This window comes from Streptomyces sp. M41(2017) (assembly GCF_002078175.1).
GTDB lineage: Bacteria > Actinomycetota > Actinomycetes > Streptomycetales > Streptomycetaceae > Streptomyces.
Window position 1 is genome coordinate 4,577,595 of sequence record NZ_MWFK01000001.1, and the last position, 21,642, is coordinate 4,599,236.

The window sequence follows — 21,642 nt, forward strand, 5'->3', positions numbered from 1 at the left end:
GCGGCGGGAGCGGCGGGCCGATCCCGCGGACCGTCACAAGCGCGTCGGCCCCGGACTTCAGTCGCCCCTCAGGAGGGCCCGCAGTGCCTGCTCCTCCTGAGGGCTGAGGGCGGTCACGAAGTGCTGGAGCGCGGCGATCGGGTCGGGCCCGCGGTCGAGGGCCTCGCGCATGGCGGCGGCGGTCAGCTCCGCCGCGTCCTTGGCGGGCCGGTACGCGCCGCGCCGGCCGTCCACGTCACGCAGCACCAGACCCTTGTCGTACAGACGCTTGAGGATCGTGTGGACCGTGTTGTAGGCGAGACCGCCCGCGATCTCGGCCTGGATCTCGGCGGGGGTGAGCGCGTCCTCGGTGGCCCACAGGGCGGCGAGCACTTCACTCTCCAGCATGCCCGCGCTGCGCCGCTGCGCCCTTCTGTCGGGGCCTGTCCCAGCCATGCCCCTCACCTTACAGCGCGTAGGGGCGCCCGAAACGGCTCCGGATCAGGGGCTGGTCGCCGCCTGCGTGCCGCCCCGGGCGGCGGCGCGGCGCGACGCTAGCCCGGTTGCCCGTCCCACCCGGCGTCTTGTGCCGGTGCGAGGTAGCTTGTCGCATATTTCCCCGACTCTTACCTTGCCCGGATGGAGCGCGGAGCGGCCGAACCCTACGGTTTGTAGGGCTGAAGGGAGGACGATGCTCAAGACGCCCAACGTCCCGCTGCTCGGTGCCCGGCGCAACGGACCGACCGCCGCCCCCGCCGTCCGAACGCTCGGCCATCCGGCGGGAACAGGCCTCCTCGCCCTGGTCGCGGTCGCCTTCACCCTCGCCCAACTCGCCCTCGTGACACCGGCGATGGGCCTCGGCTGGGATGAGACGGTCTATGTCAGCCAGGTCTCCGGGCACGCCCCGGCGGCCTTCTTCAGCGCCCCGCGCGCCCGCGGCGTCTCCGTCCTGGTGGCGCCGATCGCCACCTGGTCGTCGTCGACCGTGCTGCTGCGGGTGTACCTCGCCGTCCTGTCGGGACTCGCCCTGTTCGTGGCGCTGCGCGTCTGGCGCGGACTGTTCCCGGCGCGAGTGCTCGCCGCGGCGGGCGCCCTGTTCGCGACGCTGTGGGTGACGCTCTTCTACGGGCCGCAGGCCATGCCCAACTACTGGGTCGCCGTCGGTGCGCTGGCCTGCGCCGGCTGCTTCCTGCGGGCGACCGCGGACCGCGCGGACCGGGCCGCCCTGTGGGGCATCGGACTGAGCGCCGCGCTGATGACGTTGATGCGGCCCACCGACGCCGTCTGGGCGACCCTGCCCCTCCTCGTCGCCGCCGTGGCGCTTCCCCGGTGGCGGCGCGCGCGGCCCCTCGCGGTGCTTGTCGCGGGCCTGCTGGCCGGTGGCGTCGAGTGGATCGCCGAGGCGTACGCCTTCTACGGCGGCCTGGGACAGCGGCTCGACGACGCCTCCCGCATCCAGGGCGGCCTCGGCTGGAACATCGCGATCCTCGACCAGGCCCGCAGTCTCGGCGGACGGGCCCTGTGCCGGCCCTGCACCGGCGGACTGCCCGGCCCCACCACGACGCTGTGGTGGTTCGCCCTGCCGCTCGCCGCCGCCCTGGCCCTCGTGATCGCCGTCCGCGCCCGCCGCCCGGCGGCCACCGTGCTGCTCGTGGCCTGCGCCGGGACCGCCGCCCTGCCGTACCTCTTCATGATCGGCTACGCCGCCCCGCGCTTCCTGCTCCCCGCGTACGCCCTCCTCGCGATCCCCGTCGCCGACGCCGTCGTCCACCTCGTCGCCGCCCCCGGCAGATCGTGGCGTCCGGTGGCCGTGACCGTCGTGGCCCTCGGCCTCGCCGCCCACCTGGCCGTCCAGTTCGCGGTCCTGCAGACCACCGTGCGGCGCACCACGGAAGCGCACCGGGGCTGGGCCGCGACGGCGGCGGAACTCCACCGTCTCGGCGTGCGCCCGCCCTGCCGGCTGACCGGCCACCAGGCCATCCCCGTCGCCTTCTACACCCGCTGCTCCGCCCTCGCAGCCGCCGGGCACAACGCGAACGCCACCGAGCAGGGCCTCGCACGGGCCGCCCGCTCGCTGCCGTTCGCCGTGGTCACCAAGCCGGGGAACCGGCCGCCCGCGTACGCCCGCGACTGGACCCCGCACCGCGCCGGCGGCCTGGACGTCTACGTGTCCCCCCTGACCGGGAGCCGCGCGCCGTGACCGGTCCGCCCGGCGTGCCGTCGACGTCCCCGTCGCGCGGGGACGACGCCGGCATGCCGGCGGCCACGTACCGGCGTGATGCCGTGTACCGGCGGGCGGCCGTGCCGGGCGGGGAGCCGTCGACGGCGCTGCCGGAGCCGGCGCCCCGGCCGCGCGGACGGATCTCCTGGCATGCCGGGTTCTCGCTGATCGTGCTCGTGTGCGCGGCCTACCTCGCCCACCGGCACTGGCCCGTGGTCGTGTCCGGAGCGGCCCGGCTCGCGGACGCCGACCGGGGCTGGCTGCTCGTGGCGACCGCCGCGGCCGGCGCGACCTGGGCCTCCTCGGCCCTCGCCCAACAGGGCGCGACCACGGTGCCGTTACCCGCCGGACGGCTCGTCGCGGTGCAGTTCGCCGCGGCCTCCGCGAACCACGTCCTGCCCTCCGGACTCGGCGCGAGCGCCGTCAACCTGCGCTTCCTGACCCGCTGCGGCCTGCCCGTCCCCCAGGCCGCGACCGCGCTCGCCGTGAAGGCCGGTGCCGGAGCCGTCGCGCGGAGCTGTCTGATCGCCGGCCTCGCACTGGTCTGCCCCGGCGCGCTGCGGATCCCGCGGGCCCCGGTGACGGCGTGGACGGTGGCGGCCTGCGCGACGGCCGTCGCGGTGGCCGCCGTCGCCGTGGTGCTCCTGGCCGGACCGCTGCGGCGCGCCGTGCGCCGCGTCCTGCTCGACGTGCGCGCCGTCCACGAGGTGCCCGCGCGGGCGGCCGCCCTGTGGGGCGGCTCCCTCGGGTCCGCCGCGCTGCACTCCGCCGTCGTCGTCGCCGTCACCCAGGCCATCGGCCTGCCCCTGCCGCCCGCGCGGGTGGCCCTCGCCTTCCTCGCCGCGAGCAGCGCCGCCGTCCTGCTGCCCACCCCCGGCGTCCTCGGCTCCCTCGACGCCGCGCTCGCCCTCGCCCTCACCCTCGCGGGCGCGCCCCTCGGCGCGGCGGCGTCCACGGTGCTCGGCTACCGGCTGCTGACCAGCTGGCTCCCCCTCGTCCCGGGGCTGGTGACGCTGGGCGTCCTGGTCCGGCGCCGAATCCTGTGAGCGGTACGCCGCCACACCGCGCCACCCCCGTACCGCCACAGCGCCGCACCCCCGCGGCGTCCGGGAACGAGCGTGCGAGGGGATGGTCCGGGGTGCAGGCCGGGCGAGCCTGATGTCGGATTTCCGCCAGCCCGACCCTCCGGGGTGACGGATGCTTGAGGCATGCAGAACGGGATGCACACCGAAACGGAGCGCTGTCTGCGTGCCGTCCAGTCGAAGGACGCGCGCTTCGACGGATGGTTCTTCACCGCCGTCACCACCACGAGGATCTACTGCCGGCCCAGTTGCCCGGTCGTGCCGCCGAAGCCGCAGAACATGACGTTCTTCCCCAGTGCGGCCGCCTGTCAGCAGGCCGGGTTCCGCGCCTGCAAGCGGTGCCGCCCGGACACCAGCCCCGGCTCGCCCGAGTGGAACCACCGCGCCGACCTGGTCGCCCGCGCGATGCGGCTGATCGGCGACGGGATCGTCGACCGCGAAGGCGTGCCCGGCCTCGCCACCCGCCTCGGCTACAGCACCCGGCAGATCGAGCGGCAGCTGCTCGCCGAACTGGGCGCGGGCCCCCTCTCCCTCGCCCGGGCGCAGCGCGCCCAGACCGCCCGGCTGCTCATCGAGACGACGCCGCTGCCGATGGCCGAGATCGCCTTCGCCGCGGGCTTCTCGTCGATCCGCACCTTCAACGACACGGTGCGCGAGGTCTTCGCCCTGTCGCCGACCGAGCTGCGGGCCCGCCTGCCCAGGAAGGGGACCGCGGGAGTCACGCACACCCCGGGGGTCCTGAACCTCCGGCTGCCGTTCCGCGCCCCGCTCCATCCGGACAACCTCTTCGGACACCTCGCCGCCACCGCCGTACCCGGTGTGGAGGAGTGGCGCGACGGCGCCTACCGGCGGACCCTGAGGCTGCCCTACGGACACGGGATCGTCGGCCTCACCCCCACGCCGGACCACATCGCGTGCCGGCTCAGCCTCAGCGACCTGCGCGATCTGCCCGTCGCGATCAGCCGTTGCCGCCGCCTGCTCGACCTGGACGCCGACCCGGTCGCCGTCGACGACCAACTGCGCGGGGACCCGGTGCTCGCACCCCTGGTCGGCAAGGCGCCCGGCCGCCGGGTGCCGCGCACGGTCGACGAGGCCGAGTTCGCCGTACGGGCCGTGCTGGGGCAACAGGTGTCCACGGCCGCCGCCCGGACGCACGCGGCCCGGCTGGTCGTCGCGCACGGCGACCCGGTCGACGACCCGGAGGGCGGCCTCACCCACCTCTTCCCCACGCCGGCGGCGCTCGCCGCGCTCGACCCCGAGTCGCTCGCCATGCCCCGGACCCGCCGCGCCACCTTCACCACCCTGGTGGCCGAACTCGCCGAGGGAAGGCTGCACTTGGGGATGGAGAGCGACTGGGCGGAGGCCAGGGCGCGGCTGCTGGAGCTGCCCGGGTTCGGCCCCTGGACCGTCGACGTGATCGCGATGCGGGCCCTCGGGGACCCGGACGCCTTCCTCCCCACCGACCTCGGCATCCGGTACGCGGCCAAGGAGCTGGGTCTGCCGTCCACGCCCGCGGCCCTCACCGCTCGGGCCGCGGCCTGGCGCCCCTGGCGGGCCTACGCGGTCCAGTACCTGTGGGCCACGGCCAGTCACCCGATCAACTTCCTCCCCGCGTGAGCGGGCCCCCTGCCCGCCGCGCGGTACGCGTCACCACGGCCACCACGCAGCAAGGACCCCCAGTGAAACAGCACATGGTCATCGACAGCCCCTACGGGCCCCTCACCCTCGTCGCCGACGACGGTGTCCTGTGCGGCCTCTATATGGTCGGCCAGCGCCACCGCCCCCAGGAGGAGACCTTCGGCGAGCGCGACGACACCCTCTTCGGCGAGGTGAGGGAGCAGCTCGACGCCTACTTCGCGGGCGAGTTGAAGGAGTTCACCGTCGAGCTGCGGCTGGCGGGAACACCGTTCCAGCGCAGCGTGTGGGACCGGTTGCGGCAGATCCCCTACGGCGAGACCCGCTCGTACGGCGAACTCGCCGACGCCCTCGGCAACCTGGGCGCCTCCCGCGCGGTCGGCCTCGCCAACGGGAGGAACCCCGTCGGCATCATCGTGCCCTGCCACCGCGTCGTCGGCGCGAACGGCGGCCTCACGGGCTACGGCGGCGGTCTGGACCGCAAGCAGCGCCTGCTGGACTTCGAGAGCGGAGCGGCCCTCTTCTGACCGCCCCGCCCGGCACCCCTAGCCGCCTTCGGAACCGAGCGCGCCCAACAGCGCGGGCAGCGCGCTGCCGATCGGCTCCCGTACGACCTCGTCGGCGATCTCGTCGTACGGGGTGGCCTCGGCGTTGACGACGACGAGGCGGGCCCCGTGGTCGGCGGCCACGCCCGCGAGCCCGGCGGCGGGATGGACCTGGAGACTGCTGCCGACGGCGATGAACACCTGGCAGGCCTTGGCGATCGCGGCCGCCTGACCGAGGACGACCGGGTCGAGCCGTTCACCGAACAGCACGGTCGCCGGCTTGAGGATCCCGCCGCAGGCCAGGCAGACGGGATCGTCCTCACCGGCGTCGACACGGGCGAGGGCGTCCTCCATGGGCGTCCGCTCGTGACACGCGGTGCACACCACGGCCCGCGCGGTGCCGTGCAGTTCGAGGACCTTGCGGGCGGGCATCCCGGCGAGCTGGTGCAGCCCGTCGACGTTCTGCGTGATCACCCGCACCGGCACCCCGGACCTCTCCAGCTCCGCGACCGCCCGGTGCGCGCCGTTCGGCTCCGCGCCGAGGGCCCCGCTGTCCCGCCGCATCCGCCAGGCCCGCCGCCTGATCTCCGGATCGCCCATGTAGTACTCGTAGGTGACGAGCTTCTCGGCCTCCGGGTCCTGCCGCCACAGCCCGTTCGGACCGCGGTAGTCGGGGATGCCGGAGTCGGTGGAGATGCCTGCGCCACTGAGGACGGCGACGAGGGGCCTGGTCATGTCGTCGAGGGTAGGGCGACGGGGGCGGCGCGGCGAACGGATATCCTCGCGCGGGCCAGAGGCCAGAGGCCAGAGACCAGAGACCAGAGGTGCTGGACGTCGGAGGGGCGGCGGGTCAGCGGGCCCGCGGGTCGAGGGCGCGGTCCAGGGACTCGTCCAGCGTCGTCGCCGCCATGATGAGCGACAGGTGGGTGAAGGCCTGCGGGACGTTGCCGAGCTGTTCGCCGCTCGGGCCGATCTCCTCCGCGAACAGGCCGACATGGTTGGCGTACGTCTGCATCTTCTCGAACGTGTACCGGGCCTGGGGGAGGCGTCCCGCGCGGGCGAGGGCGTCGACGTACAGGAACGTGCAGAGGCTGAACGTCCCCTCGGATCCGCGCAGTCCGTCGGGCGAGGCCTCGGGGTCGTAGCGGTAGACCAGGCTGTCGGAGACGAGGACGCGTTCCATGGCGTCGAGGGTGGACAGCCAGCCGGGGCTGCGCGGCGCGATGAAGCCGACGCGGGGCGCCAGCAGCAGTGACGCGTCCAGCACGTCGTCCTCGTACTGCTGGACCAGCGCCTGTTCCTTCTCGCTCCAGCCCCGCTCCATGACCTGTTCGAGGATGGCGTCCCTGGCCCGGGTCCAGCGCTGGGTGTCGCCGGGCCTGCTGAAGTCGGCGGCCAGTTTCAGACCCCGGTCGAAGGCCGCCCAGCACATCACCCGGCTGTACGTGAAGTCCTTGCGGCCGCCGCGGGTCTCCCAGATGCCCTCGTCGGGCCGGTCCCAGGAGTCGGCGAGCCAGTCGAGCACGCCGGCCAGGCTCTTCCAGCCGTGATAGCCCGCCTGTTCGCCCACCTCGCGGCCCTGCGCCAGGGCGTACAGGGCCTCGCCGTAGATGTCGAGCTGCAACTGGTCCGAGGCGGCGTTGCCCACGCGGACGGGGGAGGAGCCGCGATAGCCCTCGAAGTGCTCCAGGATCTCCTCCGTCAGGTGCGGGTCCCCGTCGACCCGGTACATGATCTGGAGGGGCTCGCCCTCGGTCCCCGCGCGGTCCGCGAAACGTTCGCCGAGCCAGTGCGTGAACTGCGTCGCCTCCTCCACGTGTCCGAGGTCGAGGAGCGCGCGCACCGACAGGGAGCCGTCCCGCACCCACGTGTAGCGGTAGTCCCAGTTGCGTTCCCCGCCGACCTGCTCGGGCAGCCCCATCGTGGCGGCGGCGACCGGGGCGCCGCTGGGCGCGTACGTGAGGAGCTTGAGGGTGATCGCGGAGCGGTGCACCATCTCCGTCCAGCGGCCCCGGTAGTTGGAGGTGCGCACCCATCGCTGCCAGAAGTCGACGTTGTTCCACAGGTCTTCGGTGATCGTGTCGACGCTGGGTGCCGGCGGGGCGTCGTCGTCCGCCCCGCACACCGTGAACACGGCACCCGCCGTCTCCCCGTTGCGCAGGGTGATACCGCCCCGGACGTCCTTCCCGTCGCGCTCGAACGGGATGCCGCCCTGGAGGTGGGCCGTCGTGCCCGGTGCCCGGAACGTGGCCCGGTCGGCGGTCAGTTCGAGTTCGTGGTCCGCCCGCGCGTAGTCGAACCGGGGCCGGCACTCCAGGGCGAAGTGCACGGTGCCGCGCACACAGCGCACCACCCGCACGATGGTGTGGCGGTCCGAGGGTGTCCTGTCGGTGAGGACCGGCATGTGGTCGATGACCTCGCCCACGCCGTCCGGGGACATGAAGCGGGTCACCAGCAGGGCGGTGTCCGGGTAGTAGAGCTGTTTCCAGCTTCCCTCGGGGTGCTCGGGCGCGAGCCGGAAGTACCCGCCGCCGTCGTGGTCCAGGAGCGAGGCGAAGACGCTGGGGGAGTCGAAGCGCGGCGCCGCGAACCAGTTGATCACGCCCTGGGAGGACACCAGAGCCGCCGTCTGCAGGTCCCCGATGAGCCCGTGGTCGGCGATCGGCGGATAGCGTTCCATGCTGGTCTCCTTCTCAGGCCGCCCGGGCCTCGACCCGTCCCGAGCGGACGGCGTCGACGAGGGCCCGGTGGTCCTTCTCGTTCTGGTCGGCGTAGCGCTCGGCGAACGTGGCCAGCGCGCGGTCGAAGACGTCACCGCCGCCCAGATACGCGGCGATCGCGATCCGGTCGCCCGAGCGGGCGTGGGCGCGGGCCAGCGTCGCGCCGCAGAGCTCGCCGAAGGCGCGCATGCCCGACGGCACCATGGCCTCGGGCTGCGCGATGCCCTTCCAGTCCCTCAACTGCCGCAGGTAGAAGTCCCGTCGGCGGCCGTCGATGCCGTCGGCCCGTTCCCAGCCGAGGAAGATGTCGCTGGTGGCCTGCATGAGCCGCTGCCCCGCGACGACCCGCTCGCCCTGCGTGCGGTATTCGCTGGCGCCGGCGAACGGCGCGAGCACCGATTCGTCGGCCTCCTTGGCCTGGAGGAGCAGCGGATCGCCGTCGTCCCGGCCGAGCAGCAGGATGATCCAGCAGCGGGTGCCCACACTGCCCACGCCGACTACCTTGCGGGCCACGTCGGCGATCCGGTACTGCTCCAGCAGGAACCGCCGGTCCGAGTTCAGGCTGTGCCCGTAGCGCCCGAGCAGTCTGCGGAACTCCCGTTCCAGCGCGCTGCGTTCGACGTCGGGGAGCAGCTCGTCCAGCGGGGTGATGAGCGGCGGGTCCGAGGTGATGCGGGCCCTGCCGTCCACGATGTGGGTGAGCTTGCCGAAGGCGTGGGCGCTGTCCCGGGTCCGTGCCTTGGCGGCCGACTGCGACCAGCGGTCGCGGGCCCGCGCGCTCAGCTCCCCGGCGAAGTGGGTCTTCACCCACTCCTCGTCGAACTGCGTGTACCAGACGGGGAGGTTGCCCATCTCCGCGAAGCGGCGCATCCACTCCCGGTAGGAGCGCACGGTCGCCCGCACGATGGCGGCCCGCTCCTTGGTGCTGAAGCCGTTGGCCCGGCCCGCGATGACGAAGCTGGCGGACAGCCGCTTGACGTCCCACTCCCAGGGTCCCGGCAGCGTCTCGTCGAAGTCGTTGATGTCGAACATCAGCCGGCGCTCCGGGGAGGCGAGCAGCCGGAAGTTCAACAGGTGGGCGTCACCGCAGAGTTGGGTCCTGATTCCGGAGCGGGGGGTGTCGGCTAGGTCGGCGGCCATGATGGCGGCGGCCCCGCGGTAGAAGCGGAACGGCGACTCGGTCATCCGGCCGTAGCGGATCGGGACGAGTTCGGACAGCCGGTTCGCCGACTGCCCCTCCACGACGTCCACCGGGTCGGTCCGCTTCGGGGAGGGCGTGAAGTCCGCGTGGCTGGAGCGGGGCACCGAGGCGCGGGCGGCCTTGCCGAGCGCGGCCCGTTCCTTCGGCGTGCGGTGCGGGGTCCGGCCGTCGGCCGGATGTCTGGGGGTCATACGGCCACCGTCCTGGCGTCGTGGTCCGGGCCCGCCGGTCGAAGCCGGTCGAAGAGGACACCCGGCCCCGTCATCACGGTATCGCCGGGCGATATGTCCGGCGAGTCGGCGGGAGGACCCCCGGTCGGTCCCCGCCCTGCCGCTCAGGTGGACCCCGTCGGCCCCCGCCCCGCCGCTGATTTGTGGAGCGGGACGGGGGAGCGGACGATGAGGACGTGTGCGGTGCCGCGACGGTGGGCCGTGCGAGAAGACGCGGGAGCGGCGATGGTCCTTGACCTGGTCCTCATCGGTCTGGCGATCGCCCTGAACCCGCTGCCGGTCACCGGGTTCGTGCTGGTGCTCTCGGCCCGCAACGGCATCTGGAAGGGCCTCGCCTTCCTCCTCACGTGGCTCGCCACCTTCGTCGGCATCATCGCCGTCGTGCTGCTCATGACCGGCGGCGAGCCACCGGCCGCGAACTCCTCGCCGTCCACCGCCGCCCTGGCCGTCAAACTGGCCGTCGGCGTCGGCCTCCTCTGCTACGCGGAACGCACCCGCCGCCGGATCGGCACACGGCACAGGTCCTCCGGGTTCATGTCACGCGTCGAACGCATCTCCCCGTGGTCCGCGGCCGGTCTCGCGCTGCTCCTCCAGCCCTGGGGCATGGTCGCGGCCGGCGCCGCCACCGTCGTCGAGGCCGACCTCGCGCACTTCGCGTCGTACGCGGCACTCATGGGCTACTGCCTGTTGGCCTCGTCCAGCCTGCTGGCCATGGAGCTCTACGCGACGTTCGCCCCCCGCTCGGCCGCCGTGCGGCTCGGGAAACTGCGCACCTGGCTGGAGAGCCACCAGGAACAGGCCCTCGTGTCGCTGGTGCTGTTCCTGGGCCTGTGGCTGGTCGGCAAGAGCATCTACGGACTGACCGCGTGACGCGTACGTCACCGGCCGCGTGCGCGGCACATCGCGAAAGTGCGTCGGCATCCGTCCGGTGCTGCAATGGAGAGGAATGGGGGGCAGGGGGAATTCCGCGACCACCCAGGGATGAAGCCGTGAGCGAAGACGAATTCGTCGAGATGGGACCGATCGACTATGTGGTCATCGAGTTTCCCGGCAGCCGAATGACCGGCGAGGGATTTCCCCTCCTGGTCGACCTGGTGGACCGCGGACTCATCCGCATCCTCGACCTGCTGTTCGTGAAGAAGGACGAGGACGGATCCGTGGTCGGCCTGGAGATCGCCGACCTGACCGGCGACGGGGCACTCGACCTCGCCGTGTTCGAGGGCGCCTCCTCGGGCCTGCTGGGCGAGGACGACATCGCGGAGGCCGGCCAGGCGCTGGAGCCCGGCAACTCCGCCGGCATCCTCGTCTACGAGAACCTGTGGGCCGCGCCCTTCGCCACCGCCCTGCGCCGCGGCGGCGCCCAGATGGTCGCCTCCGGCCGCATCCCCGTACCGGCCGTCCTCGCCGCCCTCGACGAGACGGACGCCGGATAGGACCCGGCCCGGCAGGACCCGGCCCGCCGGCAGCGAAGACCTGACAGGGGAGTGGCCCCGCACCACGGTGCGGGGCCACTCCCCTGTCAGGTCGGACCCCGGGTGACCGGGGTGCCGCGGCGGTCTACCGGGCGTGCGCCTCGCGGCCCGGGCCCACACACAGCGCCCAGATGACGAACGCGTCGATGGCGATGAGGACGATCGCCCACACCGGCTGGTACGGCAGCCACATGAAGTTGGCGATCATGGAGAGGCCGGCCAGGGCGACACCGACGATGCGGGCCCACAGCATGCCCCGGAACAGGGCGAGGCCCGCGATCACGACGAGGATGCCGAGGACGAGGTGGATCCAGCCCCAGCTCGTCAGATTGAAGCTGTACGTGTAGTTGCGCGTGGTGACGAAGACGTCGTCCTTCGCGATGGCGGAGATGCCCTCGAAGATGGCCATCGCGCCACCGAAGATCATCATGACCCCGGCGAAGGCGGTCCAGCCGGACACCCACGTTCCCGAACTGCCACCGGTGTCGCGCCGGTGCGTATCCGTCGTAGTCATCACGAGCTCCTTGTGCCTAGACGTCACCATCGACCGGTGACGGCCGGTGGCCCACGATTCAGCTTGCCACGGGAATGACGGACCGGCAGATCTCGGGAAAGGGGGGAGGCCGAACCCGGATCGAGGTGCGGAAGAGGCCCCGCGGTGCTGGAATGGAAGGGTCTGTCCGGAGCGGTCCGACCCGGAACGCAGGGATTTCTTCCGACCGTGCGCGTCAGGCGTCGGAATGCTCCGCGCGCCGGCAGGAACGGGCGCGCGGCGGAATTCCGTTCCGGCTCTTCTGATTGCTTTGTGCGTGAAAGGAAAACGCCGTGCCAGGTCTCCTTCGCGGGGTCGCCCGCACCGCCGTGGTGGCCGGTACGGCCACCGCCGTCTCCAACCGCGTGTCACGCCGTCAGGCGGGGCGCTGGGCCCAGCAGGAGGCGCCGGCCCAGGCCTACCAGGAGCCCGCGCCGGCCGCCGCGCCCCCGCCCCCGCCGCCCGGCGCCGACATGACCAGCAAGATCGACCAGCTGAAGCAGCTGGGCGACCTCAAGAACCAGGGCGTCCTCACCGAGGCGGAGTTCGAGGAGCAGAAGCGCCGCATCCTCGGCTGAGCGGTTCCTCGGGCGTTCAGCCCACCCGGTGGCCGTTCTCCAGCTCCGCCGCTCCCGCGCCCTCCCGCTGCAGCACGTCCAGCGCCACGAGGACGCGCCGGCCCGAGGCGCCCGGCAGATAGGCGGACAGCTCCGCGCGCGGCACCAGACGCCAGGACAGCAGCTCCTCCTCCTGCAGCCGGATCGCGTCGAAGTCGCCGTCGCCGAGGACGCCGCCGTCGTACAGGTAGGCCACCAGCGGCGGGCGGCCGGGTCCCCGCACCCAGTCGACCGCCAGGAGCCGGCCGAGTTCCACGTCGAGGCCGATCTCCTCGGCCGTCTCACGGCGCGCTCCCTGGCGCGGACTCTCGCCGTCGTCCGACTCCACCGTGCCGCCCGGAAGACCCCAGCCCTCGCGATAGTTCGGCTCGACGAGCAGGACGTTCCCTTCGGCGTCGCGGAAGAGAGCGGCGGCCGCGGCGAGCACACGCGGCAGGCCGGCGATGTACGCGGCGAAGTCCGAAGTGGTCATCCGGAAAGGGTAGCGAGGCCGCCGCCCACAGCCCGGACGCGCGGCCCCGGGCGCCCGCACGCCCGCCTCGACCGGCCGCACACCCCGGCCCGCCCGTCACCGAGCGTCACGTTCCGCGGGCCCCCGGCGCGGGGCCGGGAGCGCGGCCGCGGGCCGTCCCGCAGGTCGGGCGGGGCATGACGGCGAGGGCTTCCTGCGGTTAAGGTCGCAGCGGCGCGACTGCCTTGACGTGTGCAAGGCCCGAAAGCAAGGGGAATGCAAGGTGGCGGACGCTGCAGTGGATCGGACCCCCCGTGTGCTCATCGCCGCGGACAAGTTCAAGGGATCGCTGACGGCCGTACAGGTCGCGGAGCGTGTGACGGCCGGACTGCGCCGGGCCGTGCCGCAGATCGAGGTCGAGTCGCTGCCCGTGGCGGACGGCGGAGACGGCACCGTCGACGCGGCGGTCGCGGCCGGCTTCGAGCGCCGCGAGGTGCGGGTCGCCGGGCCGCTGGGCGACGAGGTGACCGCCGCGTACGCGCTGCGCGGGGACACCGCGGTGGTGGAGATGGCCGAGGCGAGCGGCTTGCAGCGGCTGCCCGAGGGTGTCTTCGCGCCCCTCACGGCCTCGACGTACGGGTCCGGTGAACTGCTGCGCGCCGCGCTCGACGCCGGTGCGCGCACCATCGTCTTCGGTGTCGGCGGCAGCGCGACCACGGACGGCGGCGCGGGCATGCTGGCCGCGCTCGGCGCGCGCTTCCTCGACGCGGACGGCACGCCGGTGGCACCCGGCGGCGCCGCGCTGCGTGACGTGGACACCGTGGACCTGTCCGGCCTGGACGAGCGGCTCGCCTCCGTCGACCTCGTCCTCGCCAGCGACGTGGACAACCCGCTGACGGGGCCCAAGGGCGCGCCCGCCGTCTACGGCCCGCAGAAGGGCGCGAGCCCCGACGACGTGGCGACGCTGGACGCCGCGCTCGCGCACTTCGCCACGGTTCTGGAGAAGGCGATCGGGCCGAAGGCCGCCGAGTACGCCGCCGCGCCCGGCGCGGGTGCCGCGGGCGGCATCGGCTACGGCGCACTCGTCCTCGGCGCACGCTTCCGGGCCGGGATCGAGGTCATGCTCGACGTCCTCGGGTTCGCGCCCGCGCTGGAGCGGGCCACCCTGGTGATCACCGGCGAGGGGTCACTCGACGAGCAGACCCTGCACGGCAAGGCTCCCGCCGGGGTCGCGGCCGCCGCCCGCGCCGGGGGCAAGGACGTCGTCGCGGTCTGCGGCCGGCTCGCCCTGCGGCCGGAGGCCCTCGGCACCGCCGGGATCCGGCGGGCCTACCCCCTCACCGAGGTCGAGCCCGACATCGCCAAGTGCATCGCCGACGCGGGCCCCATCCTGGAACGCGTCGCGGAGAACATCGGGCGCGACTTCCTGGCCTGACCGCACGGGGCGCACCGGCCACGGCCCCCGGGTCCCGGCCGGAGCCGCCCCGCAGGCCCCCACACCGCCCCCGTACCGCCCGCGGCGGCCCTCCCCGGGCTCTCGGACCGGGCGCCCGCCACCCGTACCCTCCGGCGGTGGCGGCCCGGCTCACCGCGCCGTCGCCGGTCCCGATCCCGTTCCCGCCAGGCGGTACGCGTCCAGGGCCAGGGTCATCTCGATCAGGTCGCGGGGGCGGGCCAGGGAGCGGGACGTCAGCTGCTCCAGGCGGCGCAGCCGGTTGAAGACGGTGTTCCGGTGGCAGTACAGGCGGGCCGCGGCCCGGCCCGCCGAGCCCTCGCAGGCCAGCCACATGTCCAGCGTCTCGATCAGCACGGCCCGGTCGCCGGGTTCGAGCTCCAGCAGCGCGCCGAACACGTCCGACACCAGCCGGCCCGCCAGTTCCGGCTGGCTCACCACCAGCGCGGTCGCCATCCGCTGGTCGAGGCGTACGACACCGGTCGCGTCCGGCAGGCACGTGCGCAGCGCCAGCTCCGCCCAGCGCCGCGCCCGCCCCAGCTCGCCGAGCCCCGACACGACCGGGCTGATCCCGCCCGGACCCGAGCGCCGTCCGTCCAGCAGCCGGGCCACGGCGTCCAGGCCCTGCCCGGGGTCCAGCGCCACCACGCCGATCTCGCAGTCGGCCCGCATCCGCCAGATGAACCGCAGCCCCGCGCCGAGCATCGGCCGGACACAGCCGTCCCGCCCCTCCCGCGCGTCCCGTCCGTCCCGCGCGTCATGGCGCTCGGTGCGCAGGACGACGACGGCGTACGGGCCGTGCTCCGGAAGATCGAGCCCGGCGGCGGCCCGGGCCGCGAGCCCCGGGGCCTCCTGACCCTCCAGCAGCGCGTCGAGCAGGGCCTGCAACTGTTCGTCGGTGCGCCGCCGCAGTTCCCGTTCGGTCGCGAGATAGGACTCCGAGGCGGTCGCGGCCTGCACGTCGACCGCCGACCACACCATCGTGGCGCACCGCATGAGCACGGAGAGCCGCTCGGGCTCCCGGCTCGCCGCGCTCTCCATCAGCGCGTCCCACACCAGATAGCCCGCGGATCGGTAGGCGTGCACGAGGAGTTCGAGCGGCAGCCCCTGCTGGGCCCGCCGCCGGCCGGCCTCCTCGGCGTGCTCCAGATCGCGGCGCGGTGAGTCCCGCGGCGCGGAGATGGCCTGGATGCCGATGCGCATCGCGGTCTCCGCCTCCCGCCACTGCTGGTCGTGCGGCAGCACCTGCCCGTAGACGGGGGAGTACTCGGTGAGCTGCCTGATGTGCTCGTCGACGAGCTCGGGCAGCCGTTCCAGCAGAGCCACACACGACTCCGCGAGCAGCTTCCAGTCATGACCGGTTCGCGGTCTGCGCCCACCCATGGCCGGAGGATGCCACCCCGGCAGGGGCCCGCACAGGCCCCTGACACGCGGTGTTGTGCGCGTGCACAACGGGCGGGCACCCCCGCTGGGCTGCCGCCGCGATTCGGGCGCGGGCCGTGGACGGGCCGGTGCGCCGGTGCTGAGGTGAGCGCCACACCGAGCGAGAACAAGGGAGGTGCCATGGGCGGTTCCGCTCTGCTCGTGCGGGAACTGTCGGTCGGATACGGCCCCGTACGCGCACTGCGCCACGTGTCGTTGGAGGTGCCCGAGGGGACCGTCGTGACGGTCCTCGGCGGCAACGGCGCGGGCAAGTCGACGCTCCTGCGGGCGGTGTGCCGGACGCTCTCCTTCCACGGGGGAGCGGTGACCGGCGGCACGGTCACGCTGGGAGGACGGCCGCTGGACCGGCTGGCGCCGGACCGGGTGGTGGCCGCCGGGGTGTCCCAGGTCCCGGAGGGACGGCGGGTGTTCGCCCGGATGACCGTCGCGGACAACCTGCGCGCCGGGGCGCTCGGCGGCAGCGGCGGCCGGGCCGACCGGGCGCGGGCCCTGCGCCGCGTTCACGACCTGTTCCCGGTGCTCGCCGACCGCGCCCAGCAACGGGCGGGGCTGCTGTCCGGAGGGGAACAGCAGATGCTCGCCGTGGGCCGTGCCCTGATGGGCGCCCCCAAGGTGCTGCTGCTCGACGAACCCTCGCTCGGGCTCGCCCCGCTGATGGCCGCGCGGATCGCCGACACCGTGCGGGAGATCAACGAACAGGGCACCTCCGTCCTGCTCGTCGAACAGAACGCCGCCCTCGCCCTGAGGCTCGCCACCACCGCCTACGTGCTGGAGGTCGGCGAGGTGACCCTGTCGGGGGCCGCGGACGAACTCGCCGCCTCCGACGAGGTGCGCCGCCGCTACCTCGGCGTCGTCGACGAGGACGCGGCGGCCGACGGGGCGACCGCACGCGACGGCCTTCCGTCCCTGTCCCGCTGGAAGGGGTGAGCCGCCGTGCAGGAACGCGACGCAACGGCACCGCACGACACCACGCAGACCACCGGCGCGGCACGGACGGGGCAGCCGGCCGGGCCCGCACCGGACGCCCCGGCCGGCCCGCCCGGACACGGACCCGGCCCCGGCACCGGGGGAGCCGGCGGCGCCCGGGACGGCGCGGACCCCGGCATCCCGGCCCTGGAGGTCACGGATGTGACGGTCCGGTTCGCCGGGCTGACCGCACTCGACGCGGTCGGCTTCACCGTCCGCCCCGGCACCGTGCACGCCCTGATCGGACCGAACGGCGCGGGCAAGTCGACCTGCTTCAACGTGCTGTCCGGTGTCTGCCGGCCCGCCTCCGGCAGCGTCCGGCTCGGCGACCGCGAACTGACCGGGCTGCCCCCGCACCGCATCGCCGGTCTCGGCGTGGCCCGCATCTTCCAGAACCTCGCCCTGCCGCCGCACGCCACCGTCGAGGACTGCCTGCTGCTCGGCCGGCACCGGCTGACCCGCACCGGTTTCCTCGCCGCCGGACTGCGGCTGCCCGCGGCGGCCCGTGAGGACCGGCGGCACCGCGAACGCGTCCGCGAGATCGCCGCGTTCGTCGGCATCGAAGGACAGCTCGACCGGCCCGCCGGCTCCCTCCCCTACGGGCAACAGAAACTCGCCGAGCTGGCACGGGCGCTGTGCATGGAGCCCCGGGTGCTGCTCCTCGACGAGCCCGTCGCCGGCATGACCGCCGACGAACGGCGCCGTACCGCGGCGGTCGTCGCGGGCGTCCGCGACAGCCTCGGCATCTCGATCGTCCTGGTGGAACACGACATGGGGGTGGTGATGCGGCTCGCGGACGCGGTGACCGTACTGGACTTCGGGCGCCGTATCGCCGACGGCGCCCCCGCAGACGTACAGAACGACCCGGCGGTGGTGCGGGCCTACCTGGGCGAGCGCGCCGAGCCAGAGGAGACCGCTTCATGAGCACCTTCGTCGAACTCCTGCTCAACGGCCTGTCCATGGGCTCCGTCTACGCCCTCATCGCCCTCGGCTTCGTCGTCATCTTCCGCGCCACCGAGGTCGTGAACTTCGCGCACGCCTCGCTGCTCCTCGCGGGCGGCTACGTCACCGCGACCCTCCACGACGACATCGGCTTCTGGCCCGCCCTGCTCGCCGGGGTCGCGGGCGCGGCCCTGGTGGGGGCGGCCGTGGAGTTCCTCGTGATGCGGCGCTACCGGGGCACCGACCAGAGCGTCCTCGCCATCGTCACCATCGGCGTCGACATCCTGCTCACCACCGAACTGACCCGGCGCATCGGCACGGACGTCCTCGCGATGGGCGACCCCTGGGGCAACGCCGTCCTCACCGTCGGACCGGTCTCCCTCGCGCACACCCGGATCGCAGCGCTCGTCACCGCGGCCCTGCTGATCACGGTGTTCCTGCTCGCCTTCCGCTTCACCTCCTGGGGGGTGGCCATGCGGGCCGCCGCCGAGAGCCCGGAGACCGCGGCGCTGATGGGCGTGCGCCTCGGGCGGGTGTCGCTGGGCGCCTGGGCGGTCGCGGGCGCTCTCGCCGCCGTCGCCGCGCTCTTCCTGACCGTCTTCCCGACGCCCGGACTGGAACGCGCCACCTCGCTCGCCGCGCTCAAGGCGTTCCCCGCGGCGATCCTCGGCGGCCTCGACTCGACGACCGGCGCACTCGTCGGCGGCCTCCTCGTCGGGGTCACCGAGTCGCTCGCCACCGGCTACCAGAGCGACCTCACCTTCCTCGGGCGCGGCCTCGGCGACCTCGCGCCCTACCTCGTGATGGTCGCGATCCTGCTCATCCGGCCCGCCGGGCTGTTCGGTACGAAGGAGCTCGCCCGTGTCTGAGGTCCTCACCCGCGACGAGGCGAGCAGCGCGCCGCCGACCGCTCCACGCCGGGCCGTCCGGCGGCCCGGGGTCCGGCCCCTGCTGTGGGTGGCCGGTGGTCTGCTGCTGGCGGCCCTGCCGTTCTACCTCGACCGGTTCTGGCTCCAGGCGGGACTGTTCGCGATGGCCGCCGCGATCGGCGCCATCGGCCTGAACCTCCTCACCGGCGCGACCGGCCAGCTCTCCATGGGCCACGCCTTCTTCCTCGCGGTCGGCGCCTACGGCTACTGCGTGTTCGCCGCCGACGGAGGCGGGGGCCTGACCGGCCTGGGGCTGCCGACCTGGCTGGCGGCCGTGCTCGCCGTGGCCGTCTCCGGGATCGCCGGAGGACTGTTCAGCCCGATCGCGGGCCGGCTGCGCGGCGCCTACCTCGGCATCGCCACGCTCGCCCTGATCTTCATCGGGCAGCACGTCCTGTTCAACGCGACGGATCTGACCGGCGGCTTCAACGGCCGCGACGTACCGCCGCTGAGCCTCTTCGGCCTCACCTTCGACGAGCGCGAGGTCGTCGTCGCGGCCGTGCCCTTCGGTTCGGCGGAGAAGCTCTGGTACGCGGGTCTCGTGCTGCTCCTCGGCTGCGGGCTGTTCGCCCGCGGGGTGCTGCGCGGCCGCCCGGGGCGGGCCATGAACGCGATCCGCGACCACCGGATCGCGGCCGGGGTGATCGGCGTGCCGGTCGCCCGCTACCGCGCCGCCGTGTTCGTCCTGTCCTCGATGTACGCGGGACTCGCGGGGGTGCTGCTCGCGCTCGTCTTCCAGCGGACGGTGCCCGACTACTTCGGGATCACGCTCTCGCTCGAATACCTCGCCATGATCGTCATCGGCGGGCTCGGTTCGGTCTCGGGGGCGGTGGTGGGAGCCGTCTTCGTCTCGCTGCTGCCCCAGCTGCTCACCCGCTACAGCGACGCGCTGCCCCTGGTCTCCGACCCGGGCACCGGCGGGGTCGCACCCGGTGAGGCAGCCCGGTACCTGTACGGCGCCGCCGTCGTGGCGGTGGTGCTCTTTCTGCCGGGCGGCCTGGTCAGGGTGGCCGCCCGGTTCCGTGTCCGGCCCCGTCCCGGGGCCACTGCAGGGGAGGAACGATGAGAACGACACATACGGCCAGGATGGCCGCCGGGGCGCTGGCCGCACTGCTCGTGCTGGCCGGCTGCAGCTCCAAGGCCAAGGACGACGACGGCGCCGGCAAGCCCGCGGCCGGCGGGGTGAAGACCGGCGACGGGATCTCCGGCAAGACGATCAACCTCGGCGTGCTCACCGACATGACCGGGGTGTACGCGACACTCGGCAAGAGCGTCACCCAGGCCCAGCAGCTGTACGTGAAGCAGACCAACGCCGACGGCGGGGTCTGCGGGTACAAACTGGCGCTGACCGTACGGGACCACGGCTACGACCCGCAGAAGGCCGTCTCCGGCTACACGGAGCTGGCCCCGAAGGTACTGGGCTTCACCCAGTTCATCGGCTCGCCCTTCGTGGCCGCCGTCAAACAGCGCATCGACGGGCAGGACAAGGCGCTCGTGCTGCCGCAGGCCTGGTCGGCGACACTGCTGGGCAGCCCCTACATACGGGTCATCGGCTCCACGTACGACATCGAGACGATCAACGCGATCGACTTCCTGATGAAGGAGAAGGGCCTCAAGAAGGGCGACAAGGTCGGGCACGTGTACTTCGAGGGGGACTACGGCGAGAACGCCCTGACCGGCTCCCGGTACATGGCGAAGAAGGCGGGTCTCAAGGTCGTCGAGCAGAAGATCAAGCCGACCGACAACGACATGACCGGGCAGGTCGTCGCCCTGAAGAAGGCCGGGGTCAAGGCCATCGTGATCAGCGCGGGCCCGCGCCAGGCGGCCTCGCTCGTCGGGGTCGCGGCGGCGAGCAGGTTCGGGGTCCCGATCATCGGGAACAACTCGGCGTACGCCCCGCAGCTCCTCGCCACCCCCGCCGCGCCCGCGCTGGAGGCGAACTACTACGTGGCCTCGCCCTCGCTGCCGATCGGGGCCGACACCCCGCAGGCGAAGAAGCTGGTCGCCGACTACAAGGCCGCCTACCCGAAGGACAGCCTGGACAACGGCGTGGTGGCCGGCTGGACCGCCGCCTCGGCGTTCGGTGAGGCCCTGAAGAAGGCCTGCGCCGCCAAGGACCTCACCCGTGAGGGCGTGGACAAGGCCCTGCTGACCATCGACGCGTTCGACCCGGGCTTCGGCGTCACCCAGAACTTCGGCGACCCGAAGGCCGCCTCCTCCAAGGAGAGCGTCATCCTGCGGCCCGACAAGAGCGCCGTGGGCGGCATGAAGGTCGTCCAGGAGGCCGAGGCCTCGTCCGCAGCCCAGGGATACACCCCCGGCGCCTCCTGACCCGTCCCGCTGACGCACAAGGGCCCCGAACCGGATGGTTCGGGGCCCTTGTGACGATGTACGCGGGGTTACGGGAGCTGAGCGGCCCGTGCCTCGCGGCGGTTGTCCCGGAAGTTGTTCACCCGGCGGGCCGTGGCGAACAGCGGGATGACCGCTCCCATGACCAGCTGGAGCGCACAGCCGGTCTGCAGGAGCAACTGACCGCTCGGGGCGTCGAACGCCCACGCGGCCAGGAGACCCATCGACAGGACGATCCAGGAGAGCATCGCGACCGCGAGGCGGCCCCGCGGCTTCGGGTACTCGACCCGGCTCACCATCAGCCAGGCGGTGCCGATGATCGCCATGAGCGTGGCGACGAACGGCAGCTCCAGCAGCACGATGGAGACGACGGTGAGGGCTCCGAACGGGGACGGCATGCCCTGGAAGGTGCCGTCCTTGACCGTCACGCACGAGAAGCGCGCCAGTCTCAGCACCACCGCCAGCAGCACCACGATGGCACCGACCGCCGCGACCCGCTGATGCGCGTCGTCCGCGACCATGCCGTAGACCAGGACGAAGTACGCCGGCGCGAGCCCGAAGCTGATCAGGTCCGACAGGTTGTCCAGCTCGGCGCCCATGGGGGAGGAGCGCAGCTTGCGGGCGACCAGACCGTCGAAGAGGTCGAAGACGGCCGCGCAGAGCATGAGGATGACGGCCGTCGCGGCGCTGTGCCGCGCCATGCCCGTCTCCTGGCTGCCGGTGAGGTGCGGGATCAGAATGCCCGTGGTGGTGAAGTACACCGCCATGAACCCGCACGTGGCGTTGCCGAGGGTGAGGGTGTCCGCTATCGACAGACGGAGCGAGAGGGGCATCTCCTCGTCGTCGTCGATGTCGTCGGCCTCCGGCACCCAGCC

Annotated in this window: 21 protein-coding genes; 13 read left to right on the forward strand and 8 right to left on the reverse strand. The window is 73.3% G+C overall.

Annotation, left to right across the window (positions count from 1 at the left end):
* Nucleotides 1-57: 57 nt before the first annotated feature.
* Nucleotides 58-435 carry a BlaI/MecI/CopY family transcriptional regulator gene (locus tag B0675_RS19945; RefSeq protein ID WP_081220175.1) on the reverse strand — a complete coding sequence of 126 codons (378 nt, stop codon included), beginning with the start codon at nucleotides 433-435 and terminating at the stop codon, nucleotides 58-60.
* A gap of 235 nt (nucleotides 436-670) precedes the next feature.
* Here B0675_RS19945 and B0675_RS19950 point away from each other — a divergent pair, with 235 nt between their 5' ends.
* The 4 genes from B0675_RS19950 (at nucleotide 671) to B0675_RS19965 (ending at nucleotide 5,444) form a co-directional block, all read left to right on the forward strand.
* Nucleotides 671-2,179, forward strand: coding sequence for a hypothetical protein (locus B0675_RS19950; RefSeq protein ID WP_081220176.1), 1,509 nt, complete (start codon nucleotides 671-673; stop codon nucleotides 2,177-2,179).
* Complete coding sequence (locus B0675_RS19955) at nucleotides 2,176-3,246, forward strand: lysylphosphatidylglycerol synthase domain-containing protein (RefSeq protein ID WP_241539817.1); 1,071 nt, start codon at nucleotides 2,176-2,178, stop codon at nucleotides 3,244-3,246. The genes B0675_RS19950 and B0675_RS19955 overlap by 4 nt, the downstream gene beginning before the upstream one ends.
* A gap of 174 nt (nucleotides 3,247-3,420) precedes the next feature.
* Nucleotides 3,421-4,899, forward strand: coding sequence for an AlkA N-terminal domain-containing protein (locus B0675_RS19960; protein ID WP_081221893.1), 1,479 nt, complete (start codon nucleotides 3,421-3,423; stop codon nucleotides 4,897-4,899).
* Nucleotides 4,900-4,961: 62 nt separating this feature from the next.
* Nucleotides 4,962-5,444: a methylated-DNA--[protein]-cysteine S-methyltransferase gene (locus tag B0675_RS19965; protein ID WP_081220177.1), complete on the forward strand. Its 483-nt coding sequence runs from the start codon at nucleotides 4,962-4,964 to the stop codon at nucleotides 5,442-5,444.
* 18 nt (nucleotides 5,445-5,462) lie between these two features.
* Here the strand turns inward: B0675_RS19965 and B0675_RS19970 are convergent, their stop codons facing one another.
* From B0675_RS19970 to B0675_RS19980, 3 genes are all read right to left on the reverse strand, one after another.
* Nucleotides 5,463-6,197: a Sir2 family NAD-dependent protein deacetylase gene (locus tag B0675_RS19970; RefSeq protein WP_081220178.1), complete on the reverse strand. Its 735-nt coding sequence runs from the start codon at nucleotides 6,195-6,197 to the stop codon at nucleotides 5,463-5,465.
* Between the two features lie 115 nt (nucleotides 6,198-6,312).
* On the reverse strand, nucleotides 6,313-8,142 hold the full coding sequence (locus B0675_RS19975; protein ID WP_081220179.1) for a glycoside hydrolase family 15 protein: 1,830 nt from the start codon (nucleotides 8,140-8,142) through the stop codon (nucleotides 6,313-6,315).
* A gap of 13 nt (nucleotides 8,143-8,155) precedes the next feature.
* On the reverse strand, nucleotides 8,156-9,574 hold the full coding sequence (locus B0675_RS19980; RefSeq protein ID WP_081220180.1) for a DUF2252 domain-containing protein: 1,419 nt from the start codon (nucleotides 9,572-9,574) through the stop codon (nucleotides 8,156-8,158).
* Nucleotides 9,575-9,838: 264 nt separating this feature from the next.
* Between B0675_RS19980 and B0675_RS19985 the strand changes: the two genes are divergently transcribed.
* Both B0675_RS19985 and B0675_RS19990 read left to right on the forward strand, forming a co-directional pair.
* The gene (locus B0675_RS19985) at nucleotides 9,839-10,483 is read left to right on the forward strand and encodes a GAP family protein (RefSeq protein WP_081220181.1); all 645 of its coding nucleotides are present in this window, start codon (nucleotides 9,839-9,841) and stop codon (nucleotides 10,481-10,483) included.
* Nucleotides 10,484-10,626: 143 nt separating this feature from the next.
* The gene (locus tag B0675_RS19990) at nucleotides 10,627-11,046 is read left to right on the forward strand and encodes a DUF6325 family protein (protein WP_081221894.1); all 420 of its coding nucleotides are present in this window, start codon (nucleotides 10,627-10,629) and stop codon (nucleotides 11,044-11,046) included.
* A gap of 124 nt (nucleotides 11,047-11,170) precedes the next feature.
* Here the strand turns inward: B0675_RS19990 and B0675_RS19995 are convergent, their stop codons facing one another.
* Nucleotides 11,171-11,599 (reverse strand): hypothetical protein, encoded by a 429-nt coding sequence (locus tag B0675_RS19995; RefSeq protein WP_081220182.1) that lies wholly within the window; start codon nucleotides 11,597-11,599, stop codon nucleotides 11,171-11,173.
* Nucleotides 11,600-11,910: 311 nt separating this feature from the next.
* Between B0675_RS19995 and B0675_RS20000 the strand changes: the two genes are divergently transcribed.
* Nucleotides 11,911-12,195, forward strand: coding sequence for an SHOCT domain-containing protein (locus B0675_RS20000; protein ID WP_081220183.1), 285 nt, complete (start codon nucleotides 11,911-11,913; stop codon nucleotides 12,193-12,195).
* 16 nt (nucleotides 12,196-12,211) lie between these two features.
* Here the strand turns inward: B0675_RS20000 and B0675_RS20005 are convergent, their stop codons facing one another.
* A complete protein-coding gene (locus tag B0675_RS20005) occupies nucleotides 12,212-12,706 on the reverse strand; it encodes an NUDIX hydrolase (protein WP_081220184.1) in 495 nt (164 codons plus the stop codon).
* 277 nt (nucleotides 12,707-12,983) lie between these two features.
* Between B0675_RS20005 and B0675_RS20010 the strand changes: the two genes are divergently transcribed.
* Nucleotides 12,984-14,120: a glycerate kinase gene (locus tag B0675_RS20010; RefSeq protein WP_241539818.1), complete on the forward strand. Its 1,137-nt coding sequence runs from the start codon at nucleotides 12,984-12,986 to the stop codon at nucleotides 14,118-14,120.
* 150 nt (nucleotides 14,121-14,270) lie between these two features.
* Here B0675_RS20010 and B0675_RS20020 read toward each other — a convergent pair whose 3' ends face one another.
* Complete coding sequence (locus B0675_RS20020) at nucleotides 14,271-15,521, reverse strand: helix-turn-helix domain-containing protein (protein WP_081220187.1); 1,251 nt, start codon at nucleotides 15,519-15,521, stop codon at nucleotides 14,271-14,273.
* Nucleotides 15,522-15,701: 180 nt separating this feature from the next.
* On the opposite strand from B0675_RS20020, the gene B0675_RS20025 reads away from it, so the two are divergent.
* The 5 genes from B0675_RS20025 (at nucleotide 15,702) to B0675_RS20045 (ending at nucleotide 20,749) form a co-directional block, all read left to right on the forward strand.
* On the forward strand, nucleotides 15,702-16,508 hold the full coding sequence (locus tag B0675_RS20025) for an ABC transporter ATP-binding protein (RefSeq protein WP_081220188.1): 807 nt from the start codon (nucleotides 15,702-15,704) through the stop codon (nucleotides 16,506-16,508).
* Nucleotides 16,509-16,685: 177 nt separating this feature from the next.
* The gene (locus B0675_RS20030; RefSeq protein ID WP_081221895.1) at nucleotides 16,686-17,471 is read left to right on the forward strand and encodes an ABC transporter ATP-binding protein; all 786 of its coding nucleotides are present in this window, start codon (nucleotides 16,686-16,688) and stop codon (nucleotides 17,469-17,471) included.
* A complete protein-coding gene (locus B0675_RS20035; RefSeq protein ID WP_081220189.1) occupies nucleotides 17,468-18,358 on the forward strand; it encodes a branched-chain amino acid ABC transporter permease in 891 nt (296 codons plus the stop codon). Before B0675_RS20030 ends, B0675_RS20035 begins: the two co-directional genes overlap by 4 nt.
* A gap of 79 nt (nucleotides 18,359-18,437) precedes the next feature.
* A complete protein-coding gene (locus tag B0675_RS20040; protein ID WP_241539966.1) occupies nucleotides 18,438-19,484 on the forward strand; it encodes a branched-chain amino acid ABC transporter permease in 1,047 nt (348 codons plus the stop codon).
* Nucleotides 19,481-20,749, forward strand: coding sequence for an ABC transporter substrate-binding protein (locus tag B0675_RS20045; protein WP_107482681.1), 1,269 nt, complete (start codon nucleotides 19,481-19,483; stop codon nucleotides 20,747-20,749). The genes B0675_RS20040 and B0675_RS20045 overlap by 4 nt, the downstream gene beginning before the upstream one ends.
* Before the next feature lie 68 nt (nucleotides 20,750-20,817).
* On the opposite strand, the gene pssA is transcribed toward B0675_RS20045, so the two are convergent.
* Complete coding sequence (pssA, locus tag B0675_RS20050; protein ID WP_081220192.1) at nucleotides 20,818-21,636, reverse strand: CDP-diacylglycerol--serine O-phosphatidyltransferase; 819 nt, start codon at nucleotides 21,634-21,636, stop codon at nucleotides 20,818-20,820.
* Between the last annotated feature and the right edge of the window lie 6 nt (nucleotides 21,637-21,642).

What these genes read in the sequence shown, in the direction of transcription:
- B0675_RS19960 (WP_081221893.1), top strand. Translation starts at nt 3,421, where the DNA reads ATGCACACCGAAACGGAGCGCTGTCTGCGTGCCGTCCAGTCGAAGGAC.
- B0675_RS19985 (WP_081220181.1), top strand. Translation starts at nt 9,839, where the DNA reads ATGGTCCTTGACCTGGTCCTCATCGGTCTGGCGATCGCCCTGAACCCG.
- B0675_RS20020 (WP_081220187.1), bottom strand. Translation starts at nt 15,521, where the DNA reads ATGGGTGGGCGCAGACCGCGAACCGGTCATGACTGGAAGCTGCTCGCG.
- B0675_RS19980 (WP_081220180.1), bottom strand. Translation starts at nt 9,574, where the DNA reads ATGACCCCCAGACATCCGGCCGACGGCCGGACCCCGCACCGCACGCCG.
- B0675_RS19970 (WP_081220178.1), bottom strand. Translation starts at nt 6,197, where the DNA reads ATGACCAGGCCCCTCGTCGCCGTCCTCAGTGGCGCAGGCATCTCCACC.
- B0675_RS19975 (WP_081220179.1), bottom strand. Translation starts at nt 8,142, where the DNA reads ATGGAACGCTATCCGCCGATCGCCGACCACGGGCTCATCGGGGACCTG.
- B0675_RS20035 (WP_081220189.1), top strand. Translation starts at nt 17,468, where the DNA reads ATGAGCACCTTCGTCGAACTCCTGCTCAACGGCCTGTCCATGGGCTCC.
- B0675_RS20005 (WP_081220184.1), bottom strand. Translation starts at nt 12,706, where the DNA reads ATGACCACTTCGGACTTCGCCGCGTACATCGCCGGCCTGCCGCGTGTG.
- B0675_RS20045 (WP_107482681.1), top strand. Translation starts at nt 19,481, where the DNA reads ATGAGAACGACACATACGGCCAGGATGGCCGCCGGGGCGCTGGCCGCA.
- B0675_RS19995 (WP_081220182.1), bottom strand. Translation starts at nt 11,599, where the DNA reads ATGACTACGACGGATACGCACCGGCGCGACACCGGTGGCAGTTCGGGA.
- B0675_RS20025 (WP_081220188.1), top strand. Translation starts at nt 15,702, where the DNA reads ATGGGCGGTTCCGCTCTGCTCGTGCGGGAACTGTCGGTCGGATACGGC.
- B0675_RS19945 (WP_081220175.1), bottom strand. Translation starts at nt 435, where the DNA reads ATGGCTGGGACAGGCCCCGACAGAAGGGCGCAGCGGCGCAGCGCGGGC.
- B0675_RS19950 (WP_081220176.1), top strand. Translation starts at nt 671, where the DNA reads ATGCTCAAGACGCCCAACGTCCCGCTGCTCGGTGCCCGGCGCAACGGA.
- B0675_RS19990 (WP_081221894.1), top strand. Translation starts at nt 10,627, where the DNA reads ATGGGACCGATCGACTATGTGGTCATCGAGTTTCCCGGCAGCCGAATG.